27 protein-coding genes and 3 pseudogenes are annotated in these 24905 nt (G+C 69.9%); 18 read left to right on the top strand and 12 right to left on the bottom strand.

Features of this window, described 5'->3' with window-relative positions; all coding sequences use genetic code 11:
- Window positions 1-284: 284 nt before the first annotated feature.
- The 3 genes from A4R44_RS45780 to A4R44_RS17785 form a co-directional block, all read right to left on the bottom strand.
- Window positions 285-470, bottom strand: coding sequence for a hypothetical protein (locus A4R44_RS45780; RefSeq protein WP_095213414.1), 186 nt, complete (start codon window positions 468-470; stop codon window positions 285-287).
- A gap of 338 nt (window positions 471-808) precedes the next feature.
- Entirely contained in the window at window positions 809-1564 is a 756-nt protein-coding gene (locus A4R44_RS17780) for an MBL fold metallo-hydrolase (RefSeq protein WP_067581467.1), read from the bottom strand.
- Between the two features lie 46 nt (window positions 1565-1610).
- Window positions 1611-2045 (bottom strand): nuclear transport factor 2 family protein, encoded by a 435-nt coding sequence (locus A4R44_RS17785; protein WP_198545334.1) that lies wholly within the window; start codon window positions 2043-2045, stop codon window positions 1611-1613.
- Window positions 2046-2133: 88 nt separating this feature from the next.
- Here A4R44_RS17785 and A4R44_RS17790 point away from each other — a divergent pair, with 88 nt between their 5' ends.
- From A4R44_RS17790 to A4R44_RS17795, 3 genes and pseudogenes are all read left to right on the top strand, one after another.
- A complete protein-coding gene (locus tag A4R44_RS17790; protein WP_067582298.1) occupies window positions 2134-2745 on the top strand; it encodes a TetR/AcrR family transcriptional regulator in 612 nt (203 codons plus the stop codon).
- A gap of 277 nt (window positions 2746-3022) precedes the next feature.
- Window positions 3023-3196 (top strand): annotated as a pseudogene (locus tag A4R44_RS52410) (flavin reductase); the annotation flags it as partial.
- Window positions 3197-3361: 165 nt separating this feature from the next.
- Window positions 3362-4180, top strand: a complete 819-nt coding sequence (locus tag A4R44_RS17795; RefSeq protein WP_067581469.1) for an alpha/beta fold hydrolase — start codon at window positions 3362-3364, stop codon at window positions 4178-4180.
- Here A4R44_RS17795 and A4R44_RS17800 read toward each other — a convergent pair.
- The 4 genes and pseudogenes from A4R44_RS17800 to A4R44_RS17815 all read right to left on the bottom strand — a co-directional run bounded on the left by A4R44_RS17800 (window position 4155) and on the right by A4R44_RS17815 (window position 7034).
- Window positions 4155-4727, bottom strand: a complete 573-nt coding sequence (locus A4R44_RS17800; RefSeq protein WP_232791647.1) for an SDR family oxidoreductase — start codon at window positions 4725-4727, stop codon at window positions 4155-4157. The two genes, A4R44_RS17795 and A4R44_RS17800, sit on opposite strands and share 26 nt — an antisense overlap.
- 198 nt (window positions 4728-4925) lie before the next feature.
- A complete protein-coding gene (locus tag A4R44_RS17805; RefSeq protein ID WP_067581471.1) occupies window positions 4926-5177 on the bottom strand; it encodes a hypothetical protein in 252 nt (83 codons plus the stop codon).
- Window positions 5177-6074: pseudogene (locus A4R44_RS17810) on the bottom strand (Rieske 2Fe-2S domain-containing protein); the annotation flags it as partial. The pseudogene A4R44_RS17810 and the gene A4R44_RS17805, both read right to left, overlap by 1 nt.
- 54 nt (window positions 6075-6128) lie before the next feature.
- A complete protein-coding gene (locus A4R44_RS17815; RefSeq protein WP_067581473.1) occupies window positions 6129-7034 on the bottom strand; it encodes an IclR family transcriptional regulator in 906 nt (301 codons plus the stop codon).
- 318 nt (window positions 7035-7352) lie between these two features.
- On the opposite strand from A4R44_RS17815, the gene A4R44_RS50405 reads away from it, so the two are divergent.
- The 3 genes from A4R44_RS50405 to A4R44_RS17830 all read left to right on the top strand — a co-directional run bounded on the left by A4R44_RS50405 (window position 7353) and on the right by A4R44_RS17830 (window position 9184).
- Window positions 7353-7604 carry an LLM class flavin-dependent oxidoreductase gene (locus A4R44_RS50405; RefSeq protein WP_232791648.1) on the top strand — a complete coding sequence of 84 codons (252 nt, stop codon included), beginning with the start codon at window positions 7353-7355 and terminating at the stop codon, window positions 7602-7604.
- Complete coding sequence (locus tag A4R44_RS17825) at window positions 7604-8056, top strand: AMP-binding protein (RefSeq protein ID WP_067581475.1); 453 nt, start codon at window positions 7604-7606, stop codon at window positions 8054-8056. Before A4R44_RS50405 ends, A4R44_RS17825 begins: the two co-directional genes overlap by 1 nt.
- A 279-nt stretch (window positions 8057-8335) precedes the next feature.
- Entirely contained in the window at window positions 8336-9184 is an 849-nt protein-coding gene (locus A4R44_RS17830; protein ID WP_232791649.1) for a hypothetical protein, read from the top strand.
- 186 nt (window positions 9185-9370) lie between these two features.
- Here A4R44_RS17830 and A4R44_RS17835 read toward each other — a convergent pair whose 3' ends face one another.
- Both A4R44_RS17835 and A4R44_RS17840 read right to left on the bottom strand, forming a co-directional pair.
- Window positions 9371-10042: a class I SAM-dependent methyltransferase gene (locus A4R44_RS17835; RefSeq protein ID WP_198545351.1), complete on the bottom strand. Its 672-nt coding sequence runs from the start codon at window positions 10040-10042 to the stop codon at window positions 9371-9373.
- A 94-nt stretch (window positions 10043-10136) separates the two neighbouring features.
- Window positions 10137-11630 carry an FAD-binding protein gene (locus A4R44_RS17840; RefSeq protein WP_067581479.1) on the bottom strand — a complete coding sequence of 498 codons (1494 nt, stop codon included), beginning with the start codon at window positions 11628-11630 and terminating at the stop codon, window positions 10137-10139.
- 142 nt (window positions 11631-11772) lie between these two features.
- Between A4R44_RS17840 and A4R44_RS17845 the strand changes: the two genes are divergently transcribed.
- The 7 genes and pseudogenes from A4R44_RS17845 (at window position 11773) to A4R44_RS17870 (ending at window position 17234) form a co-directional block, all read left to right on the top strand.
- Window positions 11773-12384 (top strand): TetR/AcrR family transcriptional regulator, encoded by a 612-nt coding sequence (locus A4R44_RS17845; protein WP_067581481.1) that lies wholly within the window; start codon window positions 11773-11775, stop codon window positions 12382-12384.
- 95 nt (window positions 12385-12479) lie between these two features.
- Window positions 12480-13253, top strand: a complete 774-nt coding sequence (locus A4R44_RS17850) for an SDR family oxidoreductase (protein ID WP_067581483.1) — start codon at window positions 12480-12482, stop codon at window positions 13251-13253.
- On the top strand, window positions 13253-13897 hold the full coding sequence (locus A4R44_RS17855) for a PaaI family thioesterase (protein WP_067581485.1): 645 nt from the start codon (window positions 13253-13255) through the stop codon (window positions 13895-13897). The genes A4R44_RS17850 and A4R44_RS17855 overlap by 1 nt, the downstream gene beginning before the upstream one ends.
- Window positions 13894-14655, top strand: coding sequence for an SDR family NAD(P)-dependent oxidoreductase (locus A4R44_RS17860; RefSeq protein ID WP_067581488.1), 762 nt, complete (start codon window positions 13894-13896; stop codon window positions 14653-14655). The genes A4R44_RS17855 and A4R44_RS17860 overlap by 4 nt, the downstream gene beginning before the upstream one ends.
- 21 nt (window positions 14656-14676) lie before the next feature.
- A complete protein-coding gene (locus A4R44_RS17865) occupies window positions 14677-15276 on the top strand; it encodes an amidase family protein (protein WP_067581491.1) in 600 nt (199 codons plus the stop codon).
- Window positions 15161-15442: pseudogene (locus A4R44_RS52415) on the top strand (amidase family protein); the annotation flags it as partial. The gene A4R44_RS17865 and the pseudogene A4R44_RS52415, both read left to right, overlap by 116 nt.
- Window positions 15443-16001: 559 nt before the next feature.
- On the top strand, window positions 16002-17234 hold the full coding sequence (locus A4R44_RS17870) for an NADH:flavin oxidoreductase (RefSeq protein ID WP_067581494.1): 1233 nt from the start codon (window positions 16002-16004) through the stop codon (window positions 17232-17234).
- Window positions 17235-17254: 20 nt separating this feature from the next.
- Here A4R44_RS17870 and A4R44_RS17875 read toward each other — a convergent pair whose 3' ends face one another.
- Window positions 17255-18301, bottom strand: coding sequence for an NAD(P)-dependent alcohol dehydrogenase (locus tag A4R44_RS17875; protein ID WP_067581497.1), 1047 nt, complete (start codon window positions 18299-18301; stop codon window positions 17255-17257).
- Window positions 18302-18398: 97 nt separating this feature from the next.
- On the opposite strand from A4R44_RS17875, the gene A4R44_RS17880 reads away from it, so the two are divergent.
- The gene (locus A4R44_RS17880) at window positions 18399-19001 is read left to right on the top strand and encodes a TetR family transcriptional regulator (protein ID WP_067581500.1); all 603 of its coding nucleotides are present in this window, start codon (window positions 18399-18401) and stop codon (window positions 18999-19001) included.
- A 21-nt stretch (window positions 19002-19022) separates the two neighbouring features.
- Here the strand turns inward: A4R44_RS17880 and A4R44_RS17885 are convergent, their stop codons facing one another.
- The gene (locus A4R44_RS17885) at window positions 19023-19847 is read right to left on the bottom strand and encodes an SDR family NAD(P)-dependent oxidoreductase (RefSeq protein WP_067581503.1); all 825 of its coding nucleotides are present in this window, start codon (window positions 19845-19847) and stop codon (window positions 19023-19025) included.
- A gap of 69 nt (window positions 19848-19916) precedes the next feature.
- Here A4R44_RS17885 and A4R44_RS17890 point away from each other — a divergent pair, with 69 nt between their 5' ends.
- Genes A4R44_RS17890 through A4R44_RS17900 form a run of 3 tightly spaced genes read left to right on the top strand, consistent with a single transcriptional unit; the run spans window position 19917 to window position 22575 of the window.
- Window positions 19917-20687: an SDR family oxidoreductase gene (locus A4R44_RS17890; RefSeq protein ID WP_067581506.1), complete on the top strand. Its 771-nt coding sequence runs from the start codon at window positions 19917-19919 to the stop codon at window positions 20685-20687.
- Between the two features lie 13 nt (window positions 20688-20700).
- Window positions 20701-21906, top strand: a complete 1206-nt coding sequence (locus A4R44_RS17895) for an acetyl-CoA C-acetyltransferase (RefSeq protein WP_067581509.1) — start codon at window positions 20701-20703, stop codon at window positions 21904-21906.
- A 51-nt stretch (window positions 21907-21957) separates the two neighbouring features.
- Window positions 21958-22575: a flavin reductase family protein gene (locus A4R44_RS17900; RefSeq protein ID WP_067581512.1), complete on the top strand. Its 618-nt coding sequence runs from the start codon at window positions 21958-21960 to the stop codon at window positions 22573-22575.
- A 75-nt stretch (window positions 22576-22650) separates the two neighbouring features.
- Here A4R44_RS17900 and A4R44_RS17905 read toward each other — a convergent pair whose 3' ends face one another.
- Window positions 22651-24216: an AMP-binding protein gene (locus A4R44_RS17905; protein ID WP_338080415.1), complete on the bottom strand. Its 1566-nt coding sequence runs from the start codon at window positions 24214-24216 to the stop codon at window positions 22651-22653.
- A 73-nt stretch (window positions 24217-24289) separates the two neighbouring features.
- Here A4R44_RS17905 and A4R44_RS17910 point away from each other — a divergent pair, with 73 nt between their 5' ends.
- Window positions 24290-24901 carry a TetR/AcrR family transcriptional regulator gene (locus A4R44_RS17910; protein ID WP_093573759.1) on the top strand — a complete coding sequence of 204 codons (612 nt, stop codon included), beginning with the start codon at window positions 24290-24292 and terminating at the stop codon, window positions 24899-24901.
- Window positions 24902-24905: the final 4 nt, after the last annotated feature.

Consider the following 24905-nt stretch of genomic DNA (forward strand, 5'->3'; position numbering starts at 1 on the left):
GGTTTCTGCGGATGTGGTGTTCGTGAGTGGCCGGATTCGTTGTCAGGAAAGCGCTGTGGTTCGAGCCCGGCGACGTGCGGCCCGTGGCCGCGGAGAAATGTGGAAAACGGGACCGATTCGCGGGAATCAGCAAAAACCTGGAACGGGAACCTCGGCCGGCGACGGCAAATGCTGTTCCCGGCGAGCGGGAGCTTCGCAACGATGGGCTGGCTCGGGCGCAGCCGTGCGCTGCGTGGCGGGCACGGACGCGCCAGCGGTGCCGGTTTGTTCCACGCGGGTCTCGGTCAAGCTGTCCGGGCCAGGATCTCGAAGACCGCGACCCGGTCGGCGGCGGAGGCGAAGGCGTCGGGATCGGGGCCGCTGACGATGCCGGCCTGGGCGAACATCGGCGCTCCTCTGGGGACCTCCTCCGGATAGGCGCGCATGACCTGCTCCTTCAGCGCGCTGTCGGTGACCTCGGCGAGCGTCACGGGATCGCGGCGGCGTCCCCGGGAGAGATGGCCGTGTCCGGCGGCCCGGACGTTGCGGGCCCAGTCGGAATACCACGTACCGGCGGCCGCTGACCGTCAGCGGCGAGACCGGGGTGGAGCGCGGCTTGCCGGTGCGCTGTCCCGGCACCGTGAGCACGCAGCCCGGCCCCATCGCGAACCCGAAGCGCGACAGGACGCCGATTGCGCGGTTGGCGGTGCGGAACCAGCGCGGCAGGGGCTTGACGTCTGGCATGGCGGGAATCCCTTCGAATGCTGGATCGGCGGCAGGGTCTGCGGGCCCGGGCAACGACGTCGGGCCCGCAGGCCGCACGTGCGGGTCAGGGGGCCACGGTCAGCGGTTCTCCGGGGCTGATGACCGTGACCGGGACGTCGGGGACGAGACGGCGGGCGGCCTCGACGAAACGAGCGGGGTCCTTGTCGCTCTTGAGGAACAGCCGGTCGCCGATCCTGCCGCCGGTGAAGGCGTAATGCTGCGGCACCGCCAGTTTCGGGCGGAGGACGGCGGTGAGTTCGGCCGCCTCCTCGGCGTTCATGACGACCTGCTTGTTGCCCGCCATCCGGATGTGCAGGCCGTTGACGGGAAGCAGCGCCACGTCCAGCGGGCCGTACCGGTCGGTCAGGGTGCGCAGTTCCGGGATGAGCAGCGTGTCCGCGGCGAAGTAGACGCTACGCCCGCCGCCGCTGAGCACATACGTCACCTCGTAGCAGCCGTGCTTGCCCGGCGCTGCGGAGACGGTCAGGTCGCGCACCCGCGCGGACTGCCACGGCTCCAGCGCGCGGACGTTGGTGAATCCCGCCTTGCGGACCAATTCGACCACGGGTGCCGCGACGAGGAAGGGCACGTCCTTGTCGCGGTAGCGGCGGAACGCGTCGAGGTCGCAGTGATCGTAGTGCTCGTGGCTGATCACGACCGCGTCCAGGCGCGGCAGGGTCTCCGGCTGGAAGGCGATCGGCTCGCCCGGGCAGTAGAAGAGCTTCTGGCTGAACCAGGGGTCGGTGAGCACGGTCAGGTCGCCGAACCGGATGAGGTGGCAACTGTGGGTGACCCGGGTGATGACGAGCGGTTCGGTCATGACTGTTTCCTCGTGGCGCGGACTGGGGGCATCGGACCGGTCGGGCTCACCGGTTGCCCGCGTGAGCGGGGCGGGCTCCGCCAAGGGGAGTGCGCTGCGGGGAGACGACCCGGCGACTGATTCGCCAGCCGCCGTCGTGGCGTCGCAGGCTGTCCAGGTGCGTCACGCTGGCGAATGTCCCGTCCGCCAGGACGACGAGGCCCTTGGAACGCGCGGTCGCCCGGTCGTCTTCCTCGCTGGTGATGACGAGGTTCGTCAGGTGATGGGCGATGGGGTTGTCCGCGCCGAGCCGCACGGCGGCGCTCCTGACTGCCTCGTTCCCCTCGAAAGTTCCCGCTTCGAGGGCGCTCATGTCGTAGACGACGTCCGGCGTGAAGATCTCCCCGAGCCGGTCCAGGTGGCCTTCGTCGAACAAGTGCCCGTGCGAGGACAGGGTCTCGCTGATCGCCTGGCGGTCTTTCGCGTGCAGCTCGTGCGGCACGGTGGTTCTCCGTTCATGTTGGTACTCAGTACCAAACTGTACTCAGTTCCCGCTGGAACGGCAAACCGGTATGGGTATGCTGGTCGCCATGACCTCGCCTCGTCCCCTCGTGGAGCGCAAGCGACGCCAGGCGCGAGCGCGCATCATCGAGGCCGCCCAGGAGTTGTTCCACGAGCGGGGCTTCGACGGCGTCTCGGTGGGCGACATCGCCGAGCGCGCCGAAGTCGGCCGCACCACTTTCTTCCGCCACTTCGTCGACAAGCAGGAGGTCGTTTTCGCCAAAGAGCAGGAACTGCTTGAGGCAATCGACGCGACCGCCCAGGCAGACGGCATCCCGGCCGCACGGAACGCGACCGAGGCCGTCGAACAACTCCGCCCGGTCCTGCTCGCGGTCTGTTCCCAGGCCGCCGCCGACCCAGCGGGATACACGCGCCACTTCCAGCTCGTCGAGCAGCACCCGGAACTACGCGCCCGCGACGCCGTGAAGATGCAGCAGTTCGCCGACAAGCTGGGCGATCTGCTCATCGATCGCGGATCCGACGAGGCCATCGCCCGCTTTGCCGCGCAGATCGCCATCGCCTGTTACCAGGCCGTCAAACGCCTGGGCAACGACCCTCGCACCCTGGTGGAGGAGATCCGAGCCGCCTTCGGGCGGGTACTCGCACTGGGGACCGGCGCCACCGAGCCCCAAGCCGAGTAGGCGTCACGGCCGTTCCCGCGTCGCCAACGACACCGCGTTCGGGTCGGCGGCAGGCGTCTGGGTCAGCGACGACCGCAAGACGAACTGGGCACAACCGCGTGGATCGGCGCCGGCAACCGGATCGCTGACCGTTCCACCCACGCCTGGGCAGCGTCCGAAGCCGCGCTGACGCAGCGGTCATAACCCGGAACCTCGTCCGGACTTCCTTCGACGCCGAAATCGCCGCGGGAGAAAATCCTCGGCCGGTCGTCGGCGCCGGGGGTCCGCCGGACAGTTCTGCGTCAACGTGCTGGCCGAACCGCAAGCTGACCTCTGCGGCCGCTTCGGATCCCGCCGCGGGCGTCGCCTCGAAGCACTGGATTGGCAGCTTTCCCGCTGGGAAACGCCGGAATTGCCCGGCGTATTGCTCCGCGTGCACGCCGAGATCGAGACCGTGCACCACGCGGGCGACCACCCGGTCGTACCTGTGGGCGGGTGTCGTCGGCGTTGCCGGAGTGGCGATCATCCTGGCGATGCAGCACGGGCGCAAACCCGCGCAGGGCGGGCTGGCCGAGGAAAGCGACGCGGCCGCCCGAGTGACGGTCGCGCAGGCCTGAGAACGGCCATACTGCGTCGCGTGGATCAAGCGGTGTGGACTGAAGACGGTATCCGGCTTTGGGCGGCGAAGACGGGCGACGGCGAACCGGTCGTCTTCTGTCACGGCGGCCCAGGGTTGTGGGACATGATGGCGGACGTCGCGGCTGACCTCTCGGCAGTCGCGACGGTCTGTCGCTGGGACCAGCGAGGATGCGGCCGATCGCAGCGGCAGGGACCGTACTCGGTGGAACGGACAGTGGCCGATCTCGACGCGGTCCGGGCCCATTTCGGCTGGGACCGCGTCGCGCTGCTGGGCCACTCGTGGGGCGCGCAGCTGGCGTTGCGCTACACACTGGCGCATCCGGACCGCGTGGCGAAGCTGGTTTATGTCTCCGGCACCGGAATCGACGACGACTCGACCTGGCACGCGGGGTACGAGCGCAACCTGCGGAACGCACTGGGAACCCGCCTGACGCGATGGGAGTCGCTGGCAGCCAAGGAACGTACCGCCGAGGAAGACCAGGAGTACTGTGTCCTGCAATGGTCAGCGGACTTCGCCGAGCGCGCGCTTCAGCACGCCGAAGCCATGGCTGACCCGTGGTTCGGCGTGAATTTCGCGTGCAACGCCGCGCTGAACCGCGAGCACTCGCCAGACCTGCGCGCCGGCTGCGAGAGGCTCGATGTCCCGGCTCTGATCGTGGACGGAACAGCGGACATCCGGCCGCGCTCAGCGGTGGATTCGCTGGAACAGGCGTTGCCGGTGGTGTCGCGCGTGCGACTGTCAGCCGGTCATCTGCCGTGGGTGGAGGATCCGGCCGGCTTCCACTCCGCGGTCAGCAGGTTCTTGGCAGGGCCGTGAAGGGCTGCTGCCTACCGGGCGGGGAGCAGCTTTCGTGTCGCCTCGTGCGCGGCCAGTGCCAGTTCCGCGCGCGGGAACCCGCTTCGCTTTTCCGCGGTGGGGAGGTTTCCGCCCGCGACCCACACCGGGCCGTCCGCGAGGCGCGCCAGACGTCCTCCGGTTCGGCCACGTTCAGTCCGGGCAGGTCGAACGCCAGTCCGGCCCGCTCCATCGCCGGAGTCCGGGTGACGCCCAGCACCAGTTCGAGCACGTCCATGCCGCGGTCCCGCATCTCCAGCCACAGCCCCTCGGCGAGCACCCGGCCGAACGCTTTCACCGCGGAATACACGCTGATCTCCGCCTGTCCGAGATACCCGGCCAGCGAGCCCACCAGCACGATCCCGCCCCGGCCGCGTGCAGCCATCAGCGCGCCGAAGTGGTGCGTCAACGCGAGATGCGCGGTGATGTTCGGATCGAGGACTCCGCGTACCCGCGACAGATCTCCGGTCACGAACTCGTGTCCATAGCTGTTCGCGCCGGCATTGAAGATCAGCAGCCCGTCAGTCACTTCCCGGATCGCCGAGAGCACCTACGGATCGAGAAGATCTGCTTGCACAGTAAGAACTTCGACGCCAAGCGCTTGCACCGCGGCCGCCGTCTTCGCCAACGGCTCAGGTTTGCGCGCGATCAGCACCAGATTGATCCCGGCCTCGGCGAGCCGAGCCGCCCGCGACGACCGCCCACGAGCTGTACTTCTCGTTCATATTCATTCGCCGGCCACCGCAATTCCCCCGTCCGCGACCGCCCGGTCGATCGAATCCCGCAACGCATGACAGCCGCCGAACAAGTCCTCCGCGCAGGCCGATCGTTCGACGCATCGCGCGGAAGCCGCAGTGTCCCACTGAATGCTCGTCTGATGCCAGCTGCTCTTGCGCACCGTCAGCCAAGCCTCGCAGGTTCCGCATCGGACCGGCTGCATCGGCTCGTCCAGCAGCCGGTTGTCGGCACGGACCGTCATCAGACGCGCTCGCCGGTCCGGCGGCCGAGGTTCTCCTCGACCTCTTCGCACCACGCGGCATTCGGCTTCGCGGTGTCCAATTCGAACTCGAACCGCTCGGTCATCTCCGGCGTGACGTCCGCGACGTCCACATGGAACTGTTCGTACCTGCGCCGCAGCTGGTAGACCGGACCGTCCTCCTCGCACAGCAGCGGGTTCCCGATCCGGATGAAATCACCCATCTTGCGCGCGGTTTCCTCGCCCTCCGCGCCGGAGAGCTGGTCCGCGCGCTTCACGACGATCCCGTACTGCAGCTTGAACGAATTCGCCGTGACGGGGTAGTGGCAGATGATGAGGACTGCGTCGATGTCCATGCCCTCGTAGTGATACGTCAGCTCGTCGATCATGAAGGACGCCCGTAGCAGGCGGCGACGTGCCCCTCGAAGATGTTCTTGAAATACGTGGGGAAAGCGAAGCGGACGGAGAAGAAGTGCGCCATGTCCACGACGTTGTCGACGACCTCGCGGCAGTTCGTGTCGACGTGCGTTTCGTACCAGGTCCAGCCGGCGCGCGTGGCGCCCTCGATGCGCGGGACGACGACGTCGGCGGGCGGCGGACTGCCCTCCGGGTCGTTCCAGGCGAACAGCATCTTGTCCTGCACCATCGTCGTCCACGCGGCGGTGCGCGCCCGCAGCGGAACCCGGCGGCTGTAGGGGATCTGCTTGCACCGGCCGTCGCCGCCCCAGTGCCCTGCGACAGATCGCCGCCCATGTGCCTGCAGTACGCGTCGAGCACGTTGAGCTGACCGTCCTCGCCGGCGAACACCACGAGCTTCGGCCCGAACGCGGTGATCGGATGCGGCCTGCCGTCGGCGAAGCTCTCGGCCAGCCCGAGACAGTGCCACCCGCGCCGGCCTCGATCAGCGGACCTCGTCCGGTGCCGGCTCCACGGTGGTCATCGTCGGATCTCCTTTCAGCGCCTCGCTTCCGCGAGGTCGAACGTAGAACGGCGGGCAGTCCCGGGGCCGGTGGCATCCCGATGGCTGGGAGTCCTTTGCGGATGGTTAGTTCCAGCCGGGTGCGACCGGACCATCGGGTACAGCTCCTGGGTGACCTGTCGCGCGGCGACCACGACGAGCGGTGCGACGCGCTCCAGTGCGGTGTGCGCGTCGCCGACCAGAGAGATCGCCGCCTCGGGTCCTTCCGGGCCCCGGATGGCGGCGGCGACGCAGGAGATGCCGGAAAAGCATTCGCCGCGTTCGAAGGCGAGGCCGTTGCGGTCGCGGATCCGGCCGAGTTCGCGGTGCAGCGTCACCGGGTCGCGGATCGTCCGGCTGGTCTGGCGGACGAGCGTCGGCATGACCCGGTCCTCGACCTGTTCGGCGGGCAGCCACGCGAGCATCGCCTTGCCGAGCGCGGTGCACTGCGCGGGCGCGCGGCCGCCGACGCGCGACGGGACGATCGCGGCGAACCGCCCGCCGACCTTGTCGAGATACCGGACGTCGGCGCCGTCGAGGATCGCCAGGTGCGCGACCATCCCGGTGCGCAACCGCAGTTCGTGCAGCACGGCCGCGGTCGCCTCGCGCAGTTCGAGATGGTTGCCGCCGGTGCCGCCGAGGTTCAGCGCCCGTGCGCCGAGCGCGTAGCCGAACGACGAATGCGACAGCCATTGCAGGCGCACGAGCTGGTCGAGGATGCGGTGCGCGGTCGAACGGGGGAGATGGGTCGTGCGCGCGACCTGTTCGAGAGTGAGCCGGGTGCTCGGCGCGTCGAAGGCGTCGAGGATCAGCGTCATCCGCTCGACCATCGACGGCGCCACGGTGCGGTTCTGCGTGCCGTCCGTGCCGAGGGAGCCCGTTTCGATCGCGGCAACCGTCATGCTGTGCTCCTCGCGAACGAATTGAAATCATTTCTAGTTTTGACGGTAACACGGCGGCCGCCCGAACCGTCAACACGCGGCGGGTCACGACTGCGGCACGGCCCCGATCAACGGGAGAGCCCGCTCGCGCCGGCGCGGCGGCCGGTAGGCATGGCGGTATGGACATCGGCCTCGCGAGCCCCGTGGTGACCCGGCTGCCGGGGGATCCGAAGGCCTGGGAGGGCGCCGCAGGCATCGAAGACCTGGCACGGATCGCCTCGGCTTCCGTCACCTGACCTGCAGCGAGCACGTCGCGGTGCCGGTCGAAGCTGCGGCGCGGTGTACTGGGATCCGTTCGCGACGTTCGGTTTCCTCGCCGCGTGCACCAGCCGGATCCGGTTGGTCACGCAGGTGCTCGTGCTGGGGTATCACCACCCGCTGGAGATCGCGAAGCGCTACGGGACGCTCGACGCGGTCAGCGGCGGACGGCTCGTGCTCGGCCCGGGCGCCGGATCGCTGCGGGAGGAGTTCGACCTGCTGGGCGCGCCGCGACCGCGGAATGGGAGATCCGGGACGCGTTCGGCGAGGTAGTGCCGGACGGCAGCGCGGGGGAGATCTGCGTCCGCAGCCCGTTCACGATGCTTGGCTACGGGGAAGACCCCGAAGCCACGGCTGCCGCTGTCGACGCCGAGCGGTGGCTGCACACCGGGGTTCTCTCGGAGGGACAGCTCCGGCTCGCCGCACGGCGTTCGGATTTGATCTTGCACGGCGGGGAGAACGTCTATCCGGCCGAGGTGGAGAACGTGCTGGCGGAACATCCGGCGGTGCGGGAGTGCATTGTGCTCGGCGTGCCGCAGGCCGACCTGGGGCAGGAAGTGGCCGCGGCGGTGCTCTCGGCAGCGGTCGAGGTGGCGGAACTGCGGGCCTTCGCGGCCGCGCGGCTGGCGTGCTTCGAGGTCCCGACGCGACGGCGGATCAGGCCGGATCCGTTGCCGCGCAACGTGACTGGCAAGGTCGTGCGGAACCAGACGCCGCGGCCCTGATCCCGTTGACCGGGAGCGCGCTCGCGTGCTCCGCTGGAAGGCTCGGGGCAGCCGGGACCGCACCGTATCCGGACCGGAGAAAGGGAAGCGCCATGACCCATCCCGCTCTTGCCGCAGTCGAACAGAGTGCGGAAGAGATCGCCGCCCTCGGACCGGAGAACGAGCGGCTCGGCAGGCTCGCCGACGAAGCGGCCAAGGTGCTCCGGGAAACCGGCGCGGTCACAATGCCGCAACCCGCCGATTACGGAGGCGCATCCGCGTGCATTCGCGGAAACGGTGATGCGGCTGGCTTCGCTCGACGGCTCGACGGGCTGGGTCGCCGGGATCGTCGGCGTGCATCCGTGGGAAATGGCGCTCTGCGACCGTCGCGTGCAGGAAGAAATCTGGGGTGCGGACAACGACACCTGGATCGCCTCGCCGTACGCGCCGATGGGCGTGCTGAAGCCGGTCGACGGCGGGTATGCCGTCACCGGACGGTGGCAGTTCTCGTCCGGCACCGATCACTGCGACTGGATCTTCCTCGGCGACGCGGACGGCAATGTCGTGCAGCCGCCCCGGAATTACCCCGTGCTCCTGCCGCGCGCGGTCGACGAAATCGTCGAGGACACCTGGGTTGTCGTCGTCAAGGACGCGTTCGTCCCGGACTACCGCGCGGTCCCGTTCACGACGATTTTCCCGCTCGGCATCACGTCCGCGGTGATCGGTATCGCGGAAGGCGCGTTGGCCGCGCACCTGGCCTGTCAACGCACACGCGTGCACATCACCGGCACCCGGGTGAAGGACGACCCGTACGTGCTGTATGCGATCAGTGCCGCCGCGGAAGAGATCAAAGCTTCCCGAACTGCCCTGCTGGACAACGTTTCCCGATTCTACGACAAGGCCGCCGCGGGCTCGGCTCGCCGACCGGGCCGCGTCGCGCCGCACGCAGGTCGCCGCGGCGTGGCGGGACGAGGTGGTCGCCCGCAGCGGCGGCAACGGCCTGCGGATGGACAACCCGGCTCCAGCGGTTCTGGCGCGACGGCCACAGGGGCCTGGCGCACGCGATCCACGTGCCCGCTTCGGTGTTCCACGCGTCCGCGCCGACCGACCTCGACGTCGAGCCTCCGCCCGGCCCGATGCTCTCCATGAGCTGGCCTTTCCCACCCCCGCGAGGAGTTTCGCCATGACCGAGATCCGAGGGCTTGGATACCTCCGGGTCCAGAGCCGGGACCTGCCGCGCTGGCGCGAGCTGACCGTGGAGGCGCTCGGCTTCGCCGAAACGTCCGGTCCGGTCGCCGACGGCCTGTACCGGCGGCGTTCGCGCAGGCTGCGGGGTCACGACGCCTTCTCCCACACCGACACGTGCTGCGCACTCTCGTGCGTGAACGGCTCGCCCGCCCAGTTTTCCCACCGCGACCGCAACCGCAATCCCGCCAGCCGCGCCATCAAATCCAGCTCGGCAGGCCACACATACCGGAACGGAATCGCCCGGAACTCGCCGCGCCCGTCGGCCACTCGCGCGTGGTACGAACTCATCGACTGCGTCGAGACGTCGTACAGATCGAACCCCCACTGCGTCGCGCTGAGAGCGAACGGCACGACAGTCTGCCCCGGCGGCAGCTTCCGCAGCTGCGGCACCCCGACCTCGATCACGAAGCATCCGCCCGGCTTGAGATGCGCCGCGGCATTGCGGAAACAGGCCACCTGCGCGTCCTGAGAGGTCAGGTTGCCGATGGTGTTGTACACCAGGTAGGCCACCGAAAAACTCCCGGCGACCCGGGTCGTCGCGAAGTCGCCGATCGTCACGTCGACGGCTTCGCCGCCCGGTTTCGCGCGCAACCGCGCGGCCATCGCGGGCGACAGATCGATTCCGCACACCGGCACCCCTCGCGCGGCAAGCGGCAACGCGATCCGGCCGGTGCCGATGCCCAGTTCCAGCGCGCGACCACCGCCGGCAAGCCCGGCCAGGACGTCGACCACCGGATTCACCGCTTCCGGCGTGCACATTTCGGCTGAAGATTCGTCGTACCGCGCAGCGACACTTTCCCCGAAGTAGTCCTCCACGCCAGCGACGGTAACCGGCACTGGCGTGGAACGCAGGTCATTTTCCGGCCCGTGCCACCAGATCGTCGACCGCCCGGGCGGCGAAAGCCATCGCCGTGCCCAACGGAATTCCCGGCCCCGGGTACCAACCGCCGGTCATGGACGCCGCCGAATTGCCGACCGCGTAAAGACCTTCCACCGCCGAACCGTCCTCGCGCAGCACCCGCGCGTCCGGATCGGTCACCAACCCGCCCTTCGTGCCCAGGTCCGACAACACCAGCCGGGCAGCGCGGAACGGCGGGCGATCCACCGGCACCAGCACCGGATTCGCGAAATGCCGCGCGTATTCGTCGTCGCCACGGCCGAAATCCGCGTCGTGCCCGGCCTCGGCGAACGCGTTGAACCGGGCAACCGTCCCGGGCAACTCCGGAGCGTCGATCAGCTTCGCCAGCTCCGCGAGCGTGTCCGCCTCCACCCAGGTGCCAGCCGCCAGATGGTCGTCCGGCCGTCCGCCCGGCACCGCGATCGCGGGCAGCCGGCCGCCCTCGCGGTTGTCGAACACGATGTGCGACGGGACCCGCCGCGCCGGATCCGCTGCCATCACGCGGCCCATCTGGTCATACGGCAGCGATTCGTTCGCATACCGCCGCCCGTCGCGGTCCACGACGAGTCCGCCGCGGAAGCCGAGCGTGAACGACGCGCCGCCGTCCGGCATCGCGATTCCCGGGCACCACCAGCCCTCGTCCATCAGATCGACGGCCGCGCCGAGTGCGATCGCCGCCGCCAGGACCTGGCCGCGGTTCGTTTCCGCGGGCGCCATCGACCACGCCGCCGAGCCCGGCACTCCGGAGTGGTTCCGCAGGTCCGCGTTCCGCTCGAACCCGCCCGCGCCGACGAGCACGCCATAGGTCGCCCCGATCCGCCGCGGGCCGACGCCGACGACCCGGCCGTTCTCGGCCACCAGCTCGCCGACCGGAGTTCCGGTGAAGACGGTTCCGTTGCCGGTCGCGTCGAGGGCCAGCAACAGCCGCCCGATCAGCGCGCGGCCGCCGTCCAGCGGGGCGTCCCGGTGCCCGCGGCCGGCGCGGTCGCGATCGACCGGCGGACGCACCAGCTCGGCTCGTTCGCCCAGCTCGGACAGCGGCAGGCCGACCGGCACGAACGAGCGTCCGCCGGGGACCCGGCCCGGCCGGTCGAAGTAGTCCGGGAACGCCCGCCACTCGAACTCGAGCGCCGGATCCGCCTCCAGCGCCGCGACCAGCTCCGGCGCCTTCGCCAGGAACGCCTCCTGCCGGCCGGTCCGGTCCTCGCCGAGCAGCGCGCGCAGGTACTCGCGCGCGGCGGCGGTGGAGTCCGGGACGCCGAAGCGCTCCTGGACCTGCGTGCCGGGCAGCCAGCAGGCGGCCCCGGAGTACGCGGAAGTCCCGCCGAGCCGGTCCGCGCCCTCGACCACCGCGGTGCGCAACCCGGCCCGGGCAGCGAGGTACGCGCCGGTCAGCGCACCCGCGCCGGATCCGGCTACCACCACGTCGAACTGGTCGTCGAAAGCCATGAGTCCTCCAAGTCGCCGCGACCCGGCGAGCCAACCGCATCCGCGGCGCGCCGGGGCACGGCCGTCCCACTCACCGGTAGCGGCGGCGCCCGGCGGGAGGAGCGTGGGAGAGAATGGCCTGATCACGAGCGGAGGAGTCGCGGTGCCGAGAGTCGCCGAAAACCGGGCGCCGGCCACGCCGAGTTCGCCCGCGCAGCAGGAGCGCTACCGCCGGATCCTGCGAGCGGCCGCGGACCACGGCGCCGAGCACGGCCTCGACCGGATCCAGATGCTCGACGTCGCCCGCGACGCCGGCGTCGCCATCGCCACGCTCTACCGGTACTTCCCGTCCAAGACGATCCTGTTCACCGCGCTGCTGCACAGCCAGATCGAGCAGCTGGACCGCAACAGCGTCCCGGTCGAACCCGGCCAGGAACCGGCCGAGGCGGTCGCGCGCGTGCTGGTCGAGGCCGCCCGCCGGCTGCTGGAACGGCCGCGGCTCGCGCAGGCGATGCTGCAGTCGAACAACGCGACCGTCGCGGGGGAGTCGCCCACCATGGCCGCGGCGGTCGAGTTCGCCGATCTGATCCTGCGCGTCGCCGGGGTGGCCGAGGCCGGCGAGCACGACCGACGTCTGGTCCGGCTGATCGAGCAGACCTGGTACGGCGTGCTGACCTCCCAGCTGAACGGGCACATCACCGCCGAGGAAGCGGAGGCGGACACGGTGCTGGCGTGCCGGTTGCTGCTGGCCGAGCTGGGCCGTCCGGCTCGCTGACCGGTTCTCCCGGTGACCGGGATCGACCCGCCGTGCGCGCGCGGAGTCCTCGTAGCGTCGGGGCCGTTCCCCGAACCCCGCCTCAGGAGGCCGTCATGCCGCGCACCGTCGTCGTCACCGGAGCGAGTTCGGGGATCGGGGCGGCGCTCAGCGGTCTCCTCGCCGAACGCGGCGATCAAGTCCTCGGCGTGGACCTCGCGGGCAGCGACGTGGACGCGGACCTCTCGACCCCGCGCGGCCGCGCCGCTGCCGCCGAGGAGGTCGGCAAGCGCACCGGGCACGTCGACGCGGTGGTCGCCTGCGCCGGAACGGCGAACCCCGGCGAAGCCATGGTGACGGTGAACTACTTCGGCAGCACCGAGTTCGTCGAAGCCCTGCAGCCGCTGCTCGCGAAATCCGAGGGGCCGCGGGTGGTCCTGGTCGGCTCGATCTCCGGCACCCAGCCGAACGACCCCGCGGTGGTCGAGGGCTGCCTGCGCGGCGACGAGCAAGCCGCGTTGACCGCCGCCCGCGAGGCGATCGCGGACAACCGCGCGCTCCAGCTGTATCCGTCCTCGAAGTCCGCGATCGCGCAATGGGCGCGCCGGACGTCCGTTTCGGCAGGCTGGGCCGACGCGGGCATCGCGGTCAACGTGGTCGCGCCCGGCGTGGTCCGGACGCCGATGACCGACGAGCTTTTCGCCGACCCGAAGATGAAGGCCGTGATGGACAAAGCGGTCCCGATGCCGCTGCACGGTTACGCGGCCGCGGAGGATGTCGCGCGCGTGCTGGCGTACTTCGCCGACGCCGCGACCACGCACATCACCGGCCAGGTCGTCTACGTCGACGGCGGCGCCGAGGCGACGCTGCGCCCGGCGGCGCACTACTGATGACGACTTACGCCGAAAACGTCCCGTTGTCGCCCGTCCCGAACGACGACGGCATCGACGCTGCCGTCGCGGCGGCCCGCCGGGTGGTCAGCGCGCTCCTGCACGCGGGTGCGGACAGCGCCGCACCGATGACCGACCTCGCCCGCGACCTCGACCGGATCGCCGGCCAGCTCGAAGAACACGCGCCGGCGCGGCAGGAACGGTTCGTCGGAATGTGGGCCGGGCGACCGCGCCACGATCCCGTCACCGGTCCGGAAAACGCGCTCGCGCCGCCGCTGCACCTGCACGGTCTGCCGGACGGCTCGGTCGCCGGCACGGTGACACTCGGCCTGCCCTATCAGGGTCCGCCGGGCTGCGTGCACGGCGGGATTTCCGCGCTGCTGCTGGATCACGCGCTCGGCGTCGCCAACAGCTGGGGACCGGGGCCGGACGGGATGACCGGCACGCTCAGCGTCCGCTACCACCGGACGACTCCGCTGTTCGAAGAGCTGACGATCCGCGCGCGGCAGCAATCCAGCGAGGGCCGCCGGATCCGCACGACCGGCGAAATTCTCGCCGACGGGCAGGTCTGCGTTTCCGCGGACGGCATTTTCGTGGCGAAACACGTCGCACGACCGGTTGCCCCGGACGAAGGAGGCCGATGAACACGCTCGCGGGCCGGGTGGCCCTGGTGACCGGTGCCGGGCAAGGCGTCGGGCAAGGAATCGCGCTGGCGCTGGCGGGGGAGGGAGCGTCGGTCGCGGTCCTCGGGCGCACGCGCGGCAAGCTGGACGAGACCTGCCGCCTCCTGCGTGAGCGGGGAGCTTCCGCGGAGCCGTTCGAGTGCGATGTCGCGGATACCGCGTCGATTCCCGGCGTCGTCGACGAGGTTGTTTCGCGGTTCGGCCGGCTGGACATTCTGGTCAACAATGCCTACTCCGGTGCTTTCGGGCCGTTGCTGGAAATGAGCGACGAGGATTTCGCGCGCGGTTTCGAGACCGGTCCGTTCGCGGCGTTCGCGTTCATGAAAGCCGCCCACCCGCATATGAAGGCGACCGGTGACGGTTCGATCGTCAACCTGGTCACCTCGGCGATGGTGCGCTGGGATCCCACCACCTACGGTGCTTACGCCGCGGCGAAACAAGCCTTGCGCTCGCTGTCGCGCACCGCCGCCGTGGAGTGGGCGCGCGACGGGATCCGGGTCAATGCGATCGCGCCGCACGCGTTGTCGCCCGGGTTGAAGTGGTGGACCGAGCACAATCCCGAAGAGGCCGCTGAATTCGTCGCGACCATTCCGATGGGCCGGATCGGGGAATGCGAGGAGGACATCGGCCGCGCGGTCGTCGCGCTGGTCGGCTCCGATCTGCGCTACCTGACCGGAGCCACCGTGCCGCTGGACGGCGGCCAAGCCTTCTTCGGCTGAGCCTTCCGCGGAGACATCGCCGTGTCCACCCTTTCAGCCCTCGACACCGCGGCCGCCGTCCGCCGCGGCGACCTGTTCGCCCGGGAAGCCGCCGAACAAGCGATCGCCCGCATCGAGGAGGCGGATCCGCGGCTCAACGCCGTCGCCGGCCGCCGCTTCGAGGCAGCCCTGGCGGAAATCGACGCCGGTCTGCCGGACGGCCCGCGCACCGGAGTCCTGTTCCTGGTCAAGGGCCTCGGCACTCAAGGCAGCCGGTTGTTCTCTTCTGTAGTGTCCACTGTGGACAGCGAACTGGTCCGCCGCCGCAAACGCGCCGGCCTGGTCATCCTCGGCGCCACCAACACCCCGGAATTCGGCCTCAACGCCAGCACCGAACCGCAGCTGCACGACCTGTCCCGCTCACCCGGCGGCTCCAGCGGCGGTTCCGCGGCCGCCGTCGCCGCGGGCCTGGTCCGCGCCCGCGCGCGCGACCGACGGCGGCGGCTCGATCCGGATCCCGCCGGCGGTGTGCGGTTTGGCCGGCCTGAAGCCGAGCCGCGGCCGCACCACCGGCGCCCCCGACTCCGGCACCCTCGCCGCCCCGGTCCCCGTCGCCCATGCGGTCACCACGACAATCCGTGACAGCGCGGCCCTGCTGGACGCGATCGCCGGACCACTCCCGGGTGAAGCCTTCGCGGCCCCGAATCCGCCCGGCACTTTCCTCGACGCGACCCGCCGCACCCCCGGTCGTCTCCGCATCGGCCTCGCCACCCAAGCCCGAACCGGCGTCGACCCGCATCCGGCATGCCTGGCCGCCGTGCAGCAGACGGCGAAACTGTGCGAGGAACTCGGCTATTACGTCGAGGAAACCGTGGCCCCGTTCGATTTCCCGGACGTCCGCACGACCGGCGGGGTGCTGATGGGCGCGGACCTGGTGGTGATCGTCGAAGATCAACTGGCGGCGCTGGGCCGCGAACTTCAGCCGGGCGACGTCGAGCCGTTCACTGCTCGACCACTACCGCGGCTTGACCGCCAACCAGCGCCATCGCGCACCGCGCCGGGCACAGGAGATCGGGTGGGAGGCCGGGCAGGTCTTCGCCCGGTGCAGTCGCGGCGGATCTGGGGCAGCAGGAGGGGGCGCTGTTGTCGTTGGCGGCACAGCTGGAAGGGGCGGCCGCGAACCGGGATCAGCACTCACGACACTCCACGCATTGGCCACGCGGCGGCGCGACCAGTCCCGTCGGCGAGGGGCCTCGTGAGTGTTTGTGCCGGTCAGAACCGGGATCGCCGCTCACGAGCCCCGGCCCGCCTCCCGGTCACCGGGATCGCCGGAGCGGCCCGCCTCCTCCCCTTCCTACCGTGGCACCGTGACTTCCACGACCGGCATCCCGCCCGATCCGCTGGCCCCCGCCCGGCTCGGGCCGGTGCAGTTGCGCAATCGCGTTGTCAAGGCGGCGACCTACGAGGGGCTCGGCCATCACGGCCGGGTCACCCGGGATCTGGTCGATTTCCACGTCGGCTACGCGAAGGGCGGCGTCGGGATGACGACGGTCGCCTACTGCGCGGTCGCCAAGGAAGGGCGCACCGACCGGCATCAGATCTGTTGGACCGACGAAGCCCTCCCCGGGCTGCGCGTGCTCACCGACGCCGTGCACGCCGAGGGCGCGGCGATCTCGGCGCAGATCGGGCACGGCGGGCCGGTCGCGAATCCGAAGGGCAACGGGCTGCCCGCGCTCGCGCCGAGCCGGTACTTCCGCAAGACGACGCTCAGCTTCGCCCAGAAAATCGACCACGCCGGCATCGAACGCGTCAAACGTGCCCACGCCGGCGCGGCCCTGCGCGCCATCGAGTGCGGCTTCGACGCGATCGAGGTCCACTTAGGACACAACTATCTGATCAGCTCCTTCCTGAGCCCGAAACTCAACCATCGCACCGACGAATACGGCGGTTCGCTGGAAAACCGCGCCCGGCTCGCGCGCGACACGATGCGCGCGGTGCGTGACGCGGTCGGCGACCGGATCGCGGTGATCGTGAAAATGAACCTGGACGACGGCGTGCCCGGCGGCTTCTGGCTCGACGAGGCGATCCCGGTGACGCGCTGGCTCGAAGCCGACGGCACCTGCGACGCGCTGGAGATGACCGCCGGTTCGTCGCTGCTCAACCCGATGTACCTGTTCAAGGGGGACGCGCCGGTCCGCGAGTTCGCGGCGGTGCTGCCGCAGCCGCTGAAGCTGGCTGTGCGGGCGGTGGGGAAGCACTTCATTCGCGAATATCCGTACCGGGACGCTTTTCTGTTAGAGGACGCGCGGCAGATCCGGGCCGCGGTGAAGCTGCCGATGGTGCTGCTCGGCGGGATCACCGGCCGCGCGTCGATGGAGGTGGCGATGCGGGAGGGGTTCCAGTACGTCGCGATGGGCCGGGCTTTGCTGCGCGAGCCGGATCTGGTGAACCGCGTCGCGGCTGAGCCGGAGACGCCGTCGTTGTGCGTCCACTGCAACAAATGCATGCCGACCAACTTCACCGGGACCCGGTGCGTGCTGGTGGACCGGACAACGACTCGGGGTGCGCAGTGGGGCCAGCCCGCGGGTTACGTGGGCTGACCGCGGCGAACTCGGTGCGGTCAGCGGTTCTGCGGCAGATCCGACAGGTCCAGTACGAACCGGTACCGGACGTCGTTGCGCGCCAAGCGGTCCAGGGCTTCGTTGACGCGTGCGGACGGCAGGAGTTCGATGTCGGCGGTGATGCCGTGCCGGGCGCAGAACTCCAGCATGGCGGCTGTCGCGGGACGCCCGCCACTGCCCGCGGAGCTGAGTTTCTTGCGTCCGATCAGCAGGTCGGTGGCCTGCACGGTCACTGCCCCGAGGTGTCCGACGAGGCTCAGGGTTCCGTCGAGAGCGACGAGCTTCAGGTAGGGGGCGACGTCGTGCGGGACGGCAATGGTGTCGATGACGACGTCGAACCGGTCCCGAGCCGCGGCCATCTGGCGTTGGTCGGCGGAGACGATCAGATCGTGGCCGCCGAGCCGCCGGGTGTCGCCGGCTTTGCCTGCCGATCGGCTGACGACCGTGGTCTCGGCTCCGAGCGCGACGGCGAGTTTGACCGCGAGGTGCCCGAGACCGCCGAGCCCGGCCACGGCGACGCGGGCGCCGGGTCCGACGCCGAGGGCTCGCAGCGGTTCCCAGACGGTGATTCCCGCGCACATTAGGGGAGCGGCGGCCGCGGGGTCGAGCCCGGCGGGGAGCGGGTAGGCGAACTCGTCGCGGACGACGTACTCGCGAGAGAACGCTCCCAGCGTGCTGGTTCCGTCGTGCCGATCGGTGCCGCCGTAGGTCAGGGTCGGGAACTCGTGACAGAAGTTTTCCTGTCCTGCCTGGCACATCGCGCATTCGCCGCACGAGTCGACGATGTTGCCGACAGCGACCTGGTCGCCGAGGGCGAATCGGGTGACCTCGCGCCCGAGGCCGGTCACCACGCCGGTGAACTCGTGGCCTGGCACCAAAGGCGCGTCGCCGGTGTGGGTGCGGACGGCGTGGAGGTCGGTATGGCAGACGCCGCAGTAATCCACGCGAACGGCGATGTCGTCGGCCCGCAGTTCCCGGCGTAGCAGGGAGGTCCGCCGTAACGCGGCTCCGGCGCGGCCGGCCTGCCAGCTCAGCGTGCTCCGCATGCTCGCTCCTTAACAAACAGACTGTTCGGTCTATTGCCACCGTAGCGGCGGCTCGCCGATTCGGCAAACAGACTGGTCTGTTGTTATCGTGCCCGGCATGGCCGACAAGCCCCTGACCTCGCGCGGCACCGCCACCAGGCAGCGCATCCTGGACGTCGCGACCCAGGAGTTCGCCGAGCACGGGATCGCCGGGGCGCGAGTCGAACGCATCGTGGCCGCCGCCCGCACCAACAAGGCGCAGCTCTACGGTTACTTCGGCAGCAAGGAAGGGCTGTTCGACGCGGTTTTCTCCGCTTCGCTGGAGCGGATCATGACCGTCGTGCCGATCGACGCCGCCGATCTCGCCGGCTGGGCCGTCCGCCTCTACGACGAGTATCTCCGTCGCCCCGACCTCATCCGGTTGGCGACCTGGGAGCGTCTGGAACGGCGCCCGGCCGGGCATCTCGTCGACGACAGCAACCGGCTCGACGACGCCAAACTGCGGGCCATCGCCGACGCGCAAGCCGCGGGTGTCGTCCGGGACGGGGAGCCGTTCGACCTGATGGCCATGGTCATCGCGATGTCGATGGCCTGGTCGCCGGTCAGCAACGTCTACGCCGCCAGCGACCAGGAGGCTCTGGAACTGCACGAGCAACGCCGGAACCTGCTCCGTGACAGCGTTCAGCGCGTCATCGCACCCAGCCGAGGACAGGGCTCGTGAGCCGCTCCCGAGCCGCCCGGCTCAGGTCTCTCGCGGAAAGTTCGTGAACCCCTTCCGGTCGGTCCGCAAGTGCCACCCCGAAGCCGCGAGCGTTCCGCCGTCGACCGGGATCGTGTGGCCGGTGACGTACGAGGCCGCATCAGTCGTCAGGAACTCGATCACCTTCGCGTACTCGTCCACGTGCCCGAACCGGCCCAGCGGCACCCACGTCTCGATCGCCGACGGGTCGTTGTCGCGCAGCATCGCAGCGGCAGGAGTCTGCTGGCTGTCCGCGAGATCCGGCGCGATCGCGTTCACCCGGACGCCATGCCGCCCCACATCGACGGCCAGGCTCTTCGTGAACGCTGAAACCCCGGCGTTGTAAGCGGAATACACGGCATGCCCAGGGATGCCGCGAAACGCTTCCACTGTCGAATTGTTCACGATGACACCGGCTCCGTGCGAGATCATGTGCGGCAGCACTCGGTGGGTGACCTTGAAGACGTGCAGCAGGTTCAGTTCATGCAACCGCGCCCACTGTTCCGGCGTGCTGTGCAGGAAATCCCGGGATGCGGGCCGGAAATCGCCGACATTGTTGACCAGGAAGTCGATCCGGCCGTCGCCCAGGTGCAGCGCGGCAGCGGTGACGGCCTCGACCACCTCGTCGGTCACGATGTCGCCGATGACCGTTTCGCACACGCCACCGGCCGCCTCGATCTCGGCGCGCGCGGCGGCAGCGGCGGTGGCATCGATGTCGTTCAGCACGACCAGGTCCCCGCGCGCGGCGAGGCGGCGGCTGGTCGCCCCGCCGATCCCCAGTGCACCCCCGGTGACGATGCTGACCCGCCGGATTGCTTCCTGTGGCATGGAAAACCTCCTCGTCCTCAACCTAGCATTTGTTTGGTAGGCTGAGCGCTCCCGGCGAGAAGGAGCAGCATGCCTGTCAGCTTCGACCTCACCGATCGCGTCGTCCTCGTCACCGGCGGAGCGCGCGGAGTCGGCGACGGCATCGTGGCGACGTTCCTCGAAGCAGGCGCCGAGGTCGAGATCTGCGGGCGCACCGAACCCGGGAAGCTGCGCGAGATTGACGGCCGCAAGCCGCGATTCACGAAGGTTGACGTGCGGGAGCCGGAGCAGGTCCAGAAGTGGCTGGCGGGGATCGGCGAGCGGCACGGGCGGCTCGACGTCGTGATCAACAACGCCGGCGGCGCACCGTTCGCGCAGTTCGCCGAGGCGTCGCCGCGGTTTCATCGCAAGATCAACGATCTCAACTTCCTGGCCGCCGCGTACGTGCTCCACGCGGCGCATCCGATCCTGCGCGAGACGCCTGGAGCGTCGGCGGTGAACGTCACGTCGATCTCGGCACGACGGCCCAGTCCGGGTACCGCGGTGTACGGCGCGGCGAAGGCGGCCCTGGAAAGCCTCACGACCAGCTTGGCGGTCGAGTGGGCGCCGCGGGTGCGAGTCAACGCGGTCAGTTGCGGTTTGGTCGAGACGCCGGGTTCCGAGGACCACTACGGCGATCCGGCGCAGCGCGACGCGGTCGCCCGGACGATCCCGCGTGGACAGTTCGCGTCGCCGGCCGAGGTCGGACAAGCCTGTTTGCTGCTCGCTTCACCGCTCGCGAGCCATGTCAGCGGAGCGGTGCTCAATGTGGACGGAGGAGGCGAATGGCCCGCTTTCCTCCAGCACACCCCGAACGGCTGAGGAGGACCTTGCTGTGCCCGAAGCCGTGATCGTCTCCGCCGCCCGCTCGCCGATCGGGCGGGCGTACCAGGGCTCGCTCAAGGACCTGCGGCCGGACGACCTCGCCGCGCAGATGGTCGAAGCCGCGCTGGCGGCGGTTCCGGATGTCGCCCGGATCGACGACCTGATGCTCGGCTGCGCGCAACCGGCCGGGGAGCAGGCGTACAACCTGGGCCGGATGGTCGCGCTGCGGCTCGGTCTCGACGCGGTGCCCGGCACGACTGTGCACCGGTACTGCGCGTCTTCGCTGCAAACCACGCGGATGGCGGTGCACGCTGTCCGCGCGGGCGAGGGCGAGGTGTTCGTCTCGGCGGGTGTCGAGTGCGTTTCGCGGTTCTCCCAAGGCAAAGCCGACGGCATGCCAGACACGAAGAACCCGTTGTACGCCGACGCGATGGCTGTGACCGAGAAGCGCGCGGGCGGTGGTCTGCAATGGACGGATCCACGGAAAGACGGTGCGCTGCCGGATGTCTACATCGCGATGGGCGAAACTGCGGAGAACGTCGCTGACCATTGTGGAGTGTCCCGAAAAGACCAGGACGCGTTCGCCGTGCGCAGCCAGAACCTCGCCGAAGCGGCGGGGGAGTTCTGGCAGAAGGACATCACCCCGGTGACCTTGCCGGACGGTACGGTGGTGTTCGCAGACGACGGTCCGCGGGCGGGTGTGACGCTCGCGAAGGTATCTCAGCTCAAGCCGGTGTTCCGTCCGGACGGGACGGTCACCGCGGCGAACTGCTGCCCGCTCAACGACGGTGCGGCCGCGCTCGTGGTGATGAGCGACGTCCGGGCGCGCGAGCTGGGCATCCAGCCGCTGGCGCGGATCGTCGCCACCGGGGTGTCCGCGTTGAGTCCGGAGATCATGGGCCTCGGGCCGGTTGAAGCGAGCCAGCAGGCGCTGGGCCGGGCCGGACTGTCGGTCAAGGACATCGACCTGGTCGAGATGAACGAAGCCTTCGCCGCGCAGGTGCTGCCGTGCGTCGGCCAGCTGGGCCTGGACCTCGGCCGCGTCAACGTGCACGGCGGGGCGATCGCGCTGGGCCACCCGTTCGGTTCGACCGGCGCGCGGATGGCGACGACGCTGCTGCACGGCCTCCAGGCGAAAGACGCGACCTTCGGCCTGGAGACGATGTGCGCGGCGGGCGGCCAGGGCATGGCGATGGTGCTGGAGCGGCTCGTCTGACCGCGGGACGGTTCGGCGCGCACCGAACCGTCCCGCCGACAGGATGCGGTCATGGATTCCGTCGTGATCGACCCGCCGGTGCTCTACCCCGGCACCCCCGTCGTGTTGCTGTCCAGCGCGAACGCCGACGGGACGACCAACCTGGCCCCGATGTCGTCGGCCTGGGTGCTCGGCCGCACCGCCGTGCTCGGCTTCGGCAGCACCGGCCACACCTTCGCCAACCTGCGCGACCGGCCGGACTGCGTGCTGAACTACCCGAGCGCCGAGCTGTGGCCCGCCGTCGAGCGCTTGGCCGGGCTGACCGGCGCTCCCGTCGTCCCGGCGCACAAGGCCGGCCAGTTCCGCACCGAACGGGACAAATTCGGCACCGCCCGCCTGACCCCGATCCCGGCCGACCTCGTCGCGGTCGACCGGGTCGCGGAATGCCCGCTCCAAGTCGAATGCCGGGTGACCGCCGCGCGCCATCCCGGCGATCCCGCTGTCGGCATCGTCGAGGCCGAGGTGCTCCGGGTGCACGTCCATCTCGCGCTCGCCGAACCGGACCTCAGGCACATTCGCGTCGCCGCGTGGGAGCCGTTGTTCTATCTCTTCCGGCATTACGTGGGCCGGGGGCCTGAGCTTGGCCGGACTTTCCGGGCCACTACAGCCGAGTCCGCTCCGGGTCCGTGACGGCACGGCCGGCCAGGAACTGACCCGAGAGCGGGCTTCTGCCTGCGCGCCGGAAAAAGGAGGCGGCCGCCCTGGTCACCCGCCCAGCTCCCGTTTCACGATCTTCCCGCTGGCGTTCCGCGGCAACTCGGCGATCGCCACGAACTCGCGCGGCACCTTGAAGTTCGCCAGCCGCTCCCGGCAGTACTCGCGCAGCGCCTCCGGATCCAGCTCGACCCCCGACCACAGGGTCACGTAAGCGCGGCCGACCGAACCCATCCGTTCGTCGTCCACGCCGATCACCGCGGCCTCCACGACGTCCGGGTGGGTGCTCAGCACGTTCTCCACCTCGGCCGGGTACACGTTGAACCCGCCGACGGTGAACATGTCCTTGAGCCGTCCGGTGATCTTGACGCAGCCGTGCTCGTCCAGCTGTCCGACGTCGCCGGTGTGCAGCCAGCCGCCGGCGTCGATCGCGGCCGCGGTCGCGTCCGGGTCGTCGAAGTAGCCGAGCATCACGAACTCGCCCCGGATGAGGATTTCGCCGTCCGCGTCGACCGGCACGTCCTTGCCCTCGCCGTCGACCGCCCGGATTTCCAGGCCGGGCACCGCCGGGCCGGTCGTGTGCGCGACGTGGCGAGGGTCCTCGTTCGGCCGCGACTGGGTCGCCACCACGCATTCGGTGAGCCCGTACGCCTGCGCGACCTGCTCGAAGCCGAGGATTTCCAGCATGTCCGAGAACAGGTTCTCCGGCACCGAAGCCGCGCCGGCGATCGCGAAGCGCAGCGACGACAGGTCGAACTCGGTGCGGCGCGGGTGGTTGATCAGCGTGGTGAAGACGGTCGGCGCGCCGGGCAGCACCGAGATGCCTGCTCGCTGGACCAGTTCCATCAACGCCACCGGGTCGAACGTCAGCACCGGATAGATCGTCGTGCCCGCGGTGATCGCCGCGACGACCCCGGCTTTGTACCCGAAGGAGTGGAAGAACGGGTTGACGATCGCGTACTTGTCGGCGGGGGTGAGCGACGCGCCCTTCGCCCAGACGTCCGCCACGCCGATCGTCTGGGCGTGCGTGCTCATCACGCCCTTGGGGACGCCGGTGGTGCCCGAGGTGTACAAAATGTCCGCCACCGTAGAGGGCGTCACCACGGATTCGTCGACGGCGGGCACCGATTCCGCCCCGGCGAGGAATTCGTTCCACGGCAGCGCGACGCCCTCCGATCCGAGGTCGATCACGGTGTGCAGCCGCGGAAGTCCGGGTACCGCACCGGAGCCACCCGGACCGGAAGCGGCCTCGGTCAGCATCCGGAGATAGTCGTTCCCGAGAAATCCGTTGCACAGCACCAGCACCGAAGCGCCGGACCGCTCCAGCACCACCCGGGCTTCCTCGCCGCGGTACCGGGTGTTGATCGGCACCAGCGCCGCGCCGAGGCACTGCGCGCCCAGGAACGTCAGGATGAACTCGACCCGGTTCGGCGACCACACCGCGACCCGGTCGCCGGAGCGGACGCCGACCGCGGCCAGCGCCCGGGAAACCGCCCGCACCCGCTCCCGCAAACCGGTCCAGGACAGCCGTGTCGTACCGTCGGCCACGGCCGGGGCGTCGCCGTGGCGGCGGGCGGCTTCGTCGAGCAGGGCGGGCATCGTGCGAGGCGTCGGCACGCGGGTCTCCTCACTGAACAAGTGCTTGTTCGGTAGCATAGGGGAAAGCAGCGGGCAGAAAGGGATCCATGCGATGACTCCGCGAACCGGCCGGGCCCCGGCGAAAAACGGCGGCACCCGGCGCGGCGAGCTGCTGGGCATCGCCGCTCAGCTGTTCGCGACCCGGGGCTACTCCCAGACCACCGTCCGCGACATCGCCGACGAGGCGGGCATCCTTTCGGGGAGCCTGTACCACCATTTCGCGTCCAAAGAAGACATGCTCCGCGAGATCCTCAAGGAGTTCATGGACGACCTGCTGGCCGCGTTCGCCGGGATCGCCGGGAAGGACGGCACGCCGCGCGAGCAGTTCGACGCACTGGTGTACACCGCCTTCGCGACGATTCACGAGCGGCCGTTCGCGGTGGCGCTGTACCAGAACGAATCGGCCGTCGTCGGCAGCCTCGCCGATTTCGGCTTCGTCGGGAAGACATCGCTGAAGATCGAAAAACTCTGGCTCGGCGTGCTCCAGGCGGGCCGGGAGACCGGCGAGTTCCGCGACGACCTGGAGGTGAGCCTGGTGTACCGGTTCATCCGGGACACGGTCTGGTCGTCGGTCCGCTGGTACAACCCGCGCGGAAAGCTCCGCCACGACGTCGTGGCGGAGCAGTACCTCGCGATGCTGTACGGCGGTTTGCTCGCCGGCTGAGCGG

The sequence above is a fragment of the Amycolatopsis sp. M39 genome (assembly GCF_001651785.1).
Classification (GTDB): Bacteria; Actinomycetota; Actinomycetes; order Mycobacteriales; family Pseudonocardiaceae; genus Amycolatopsis; species Amycolatopsis rubida.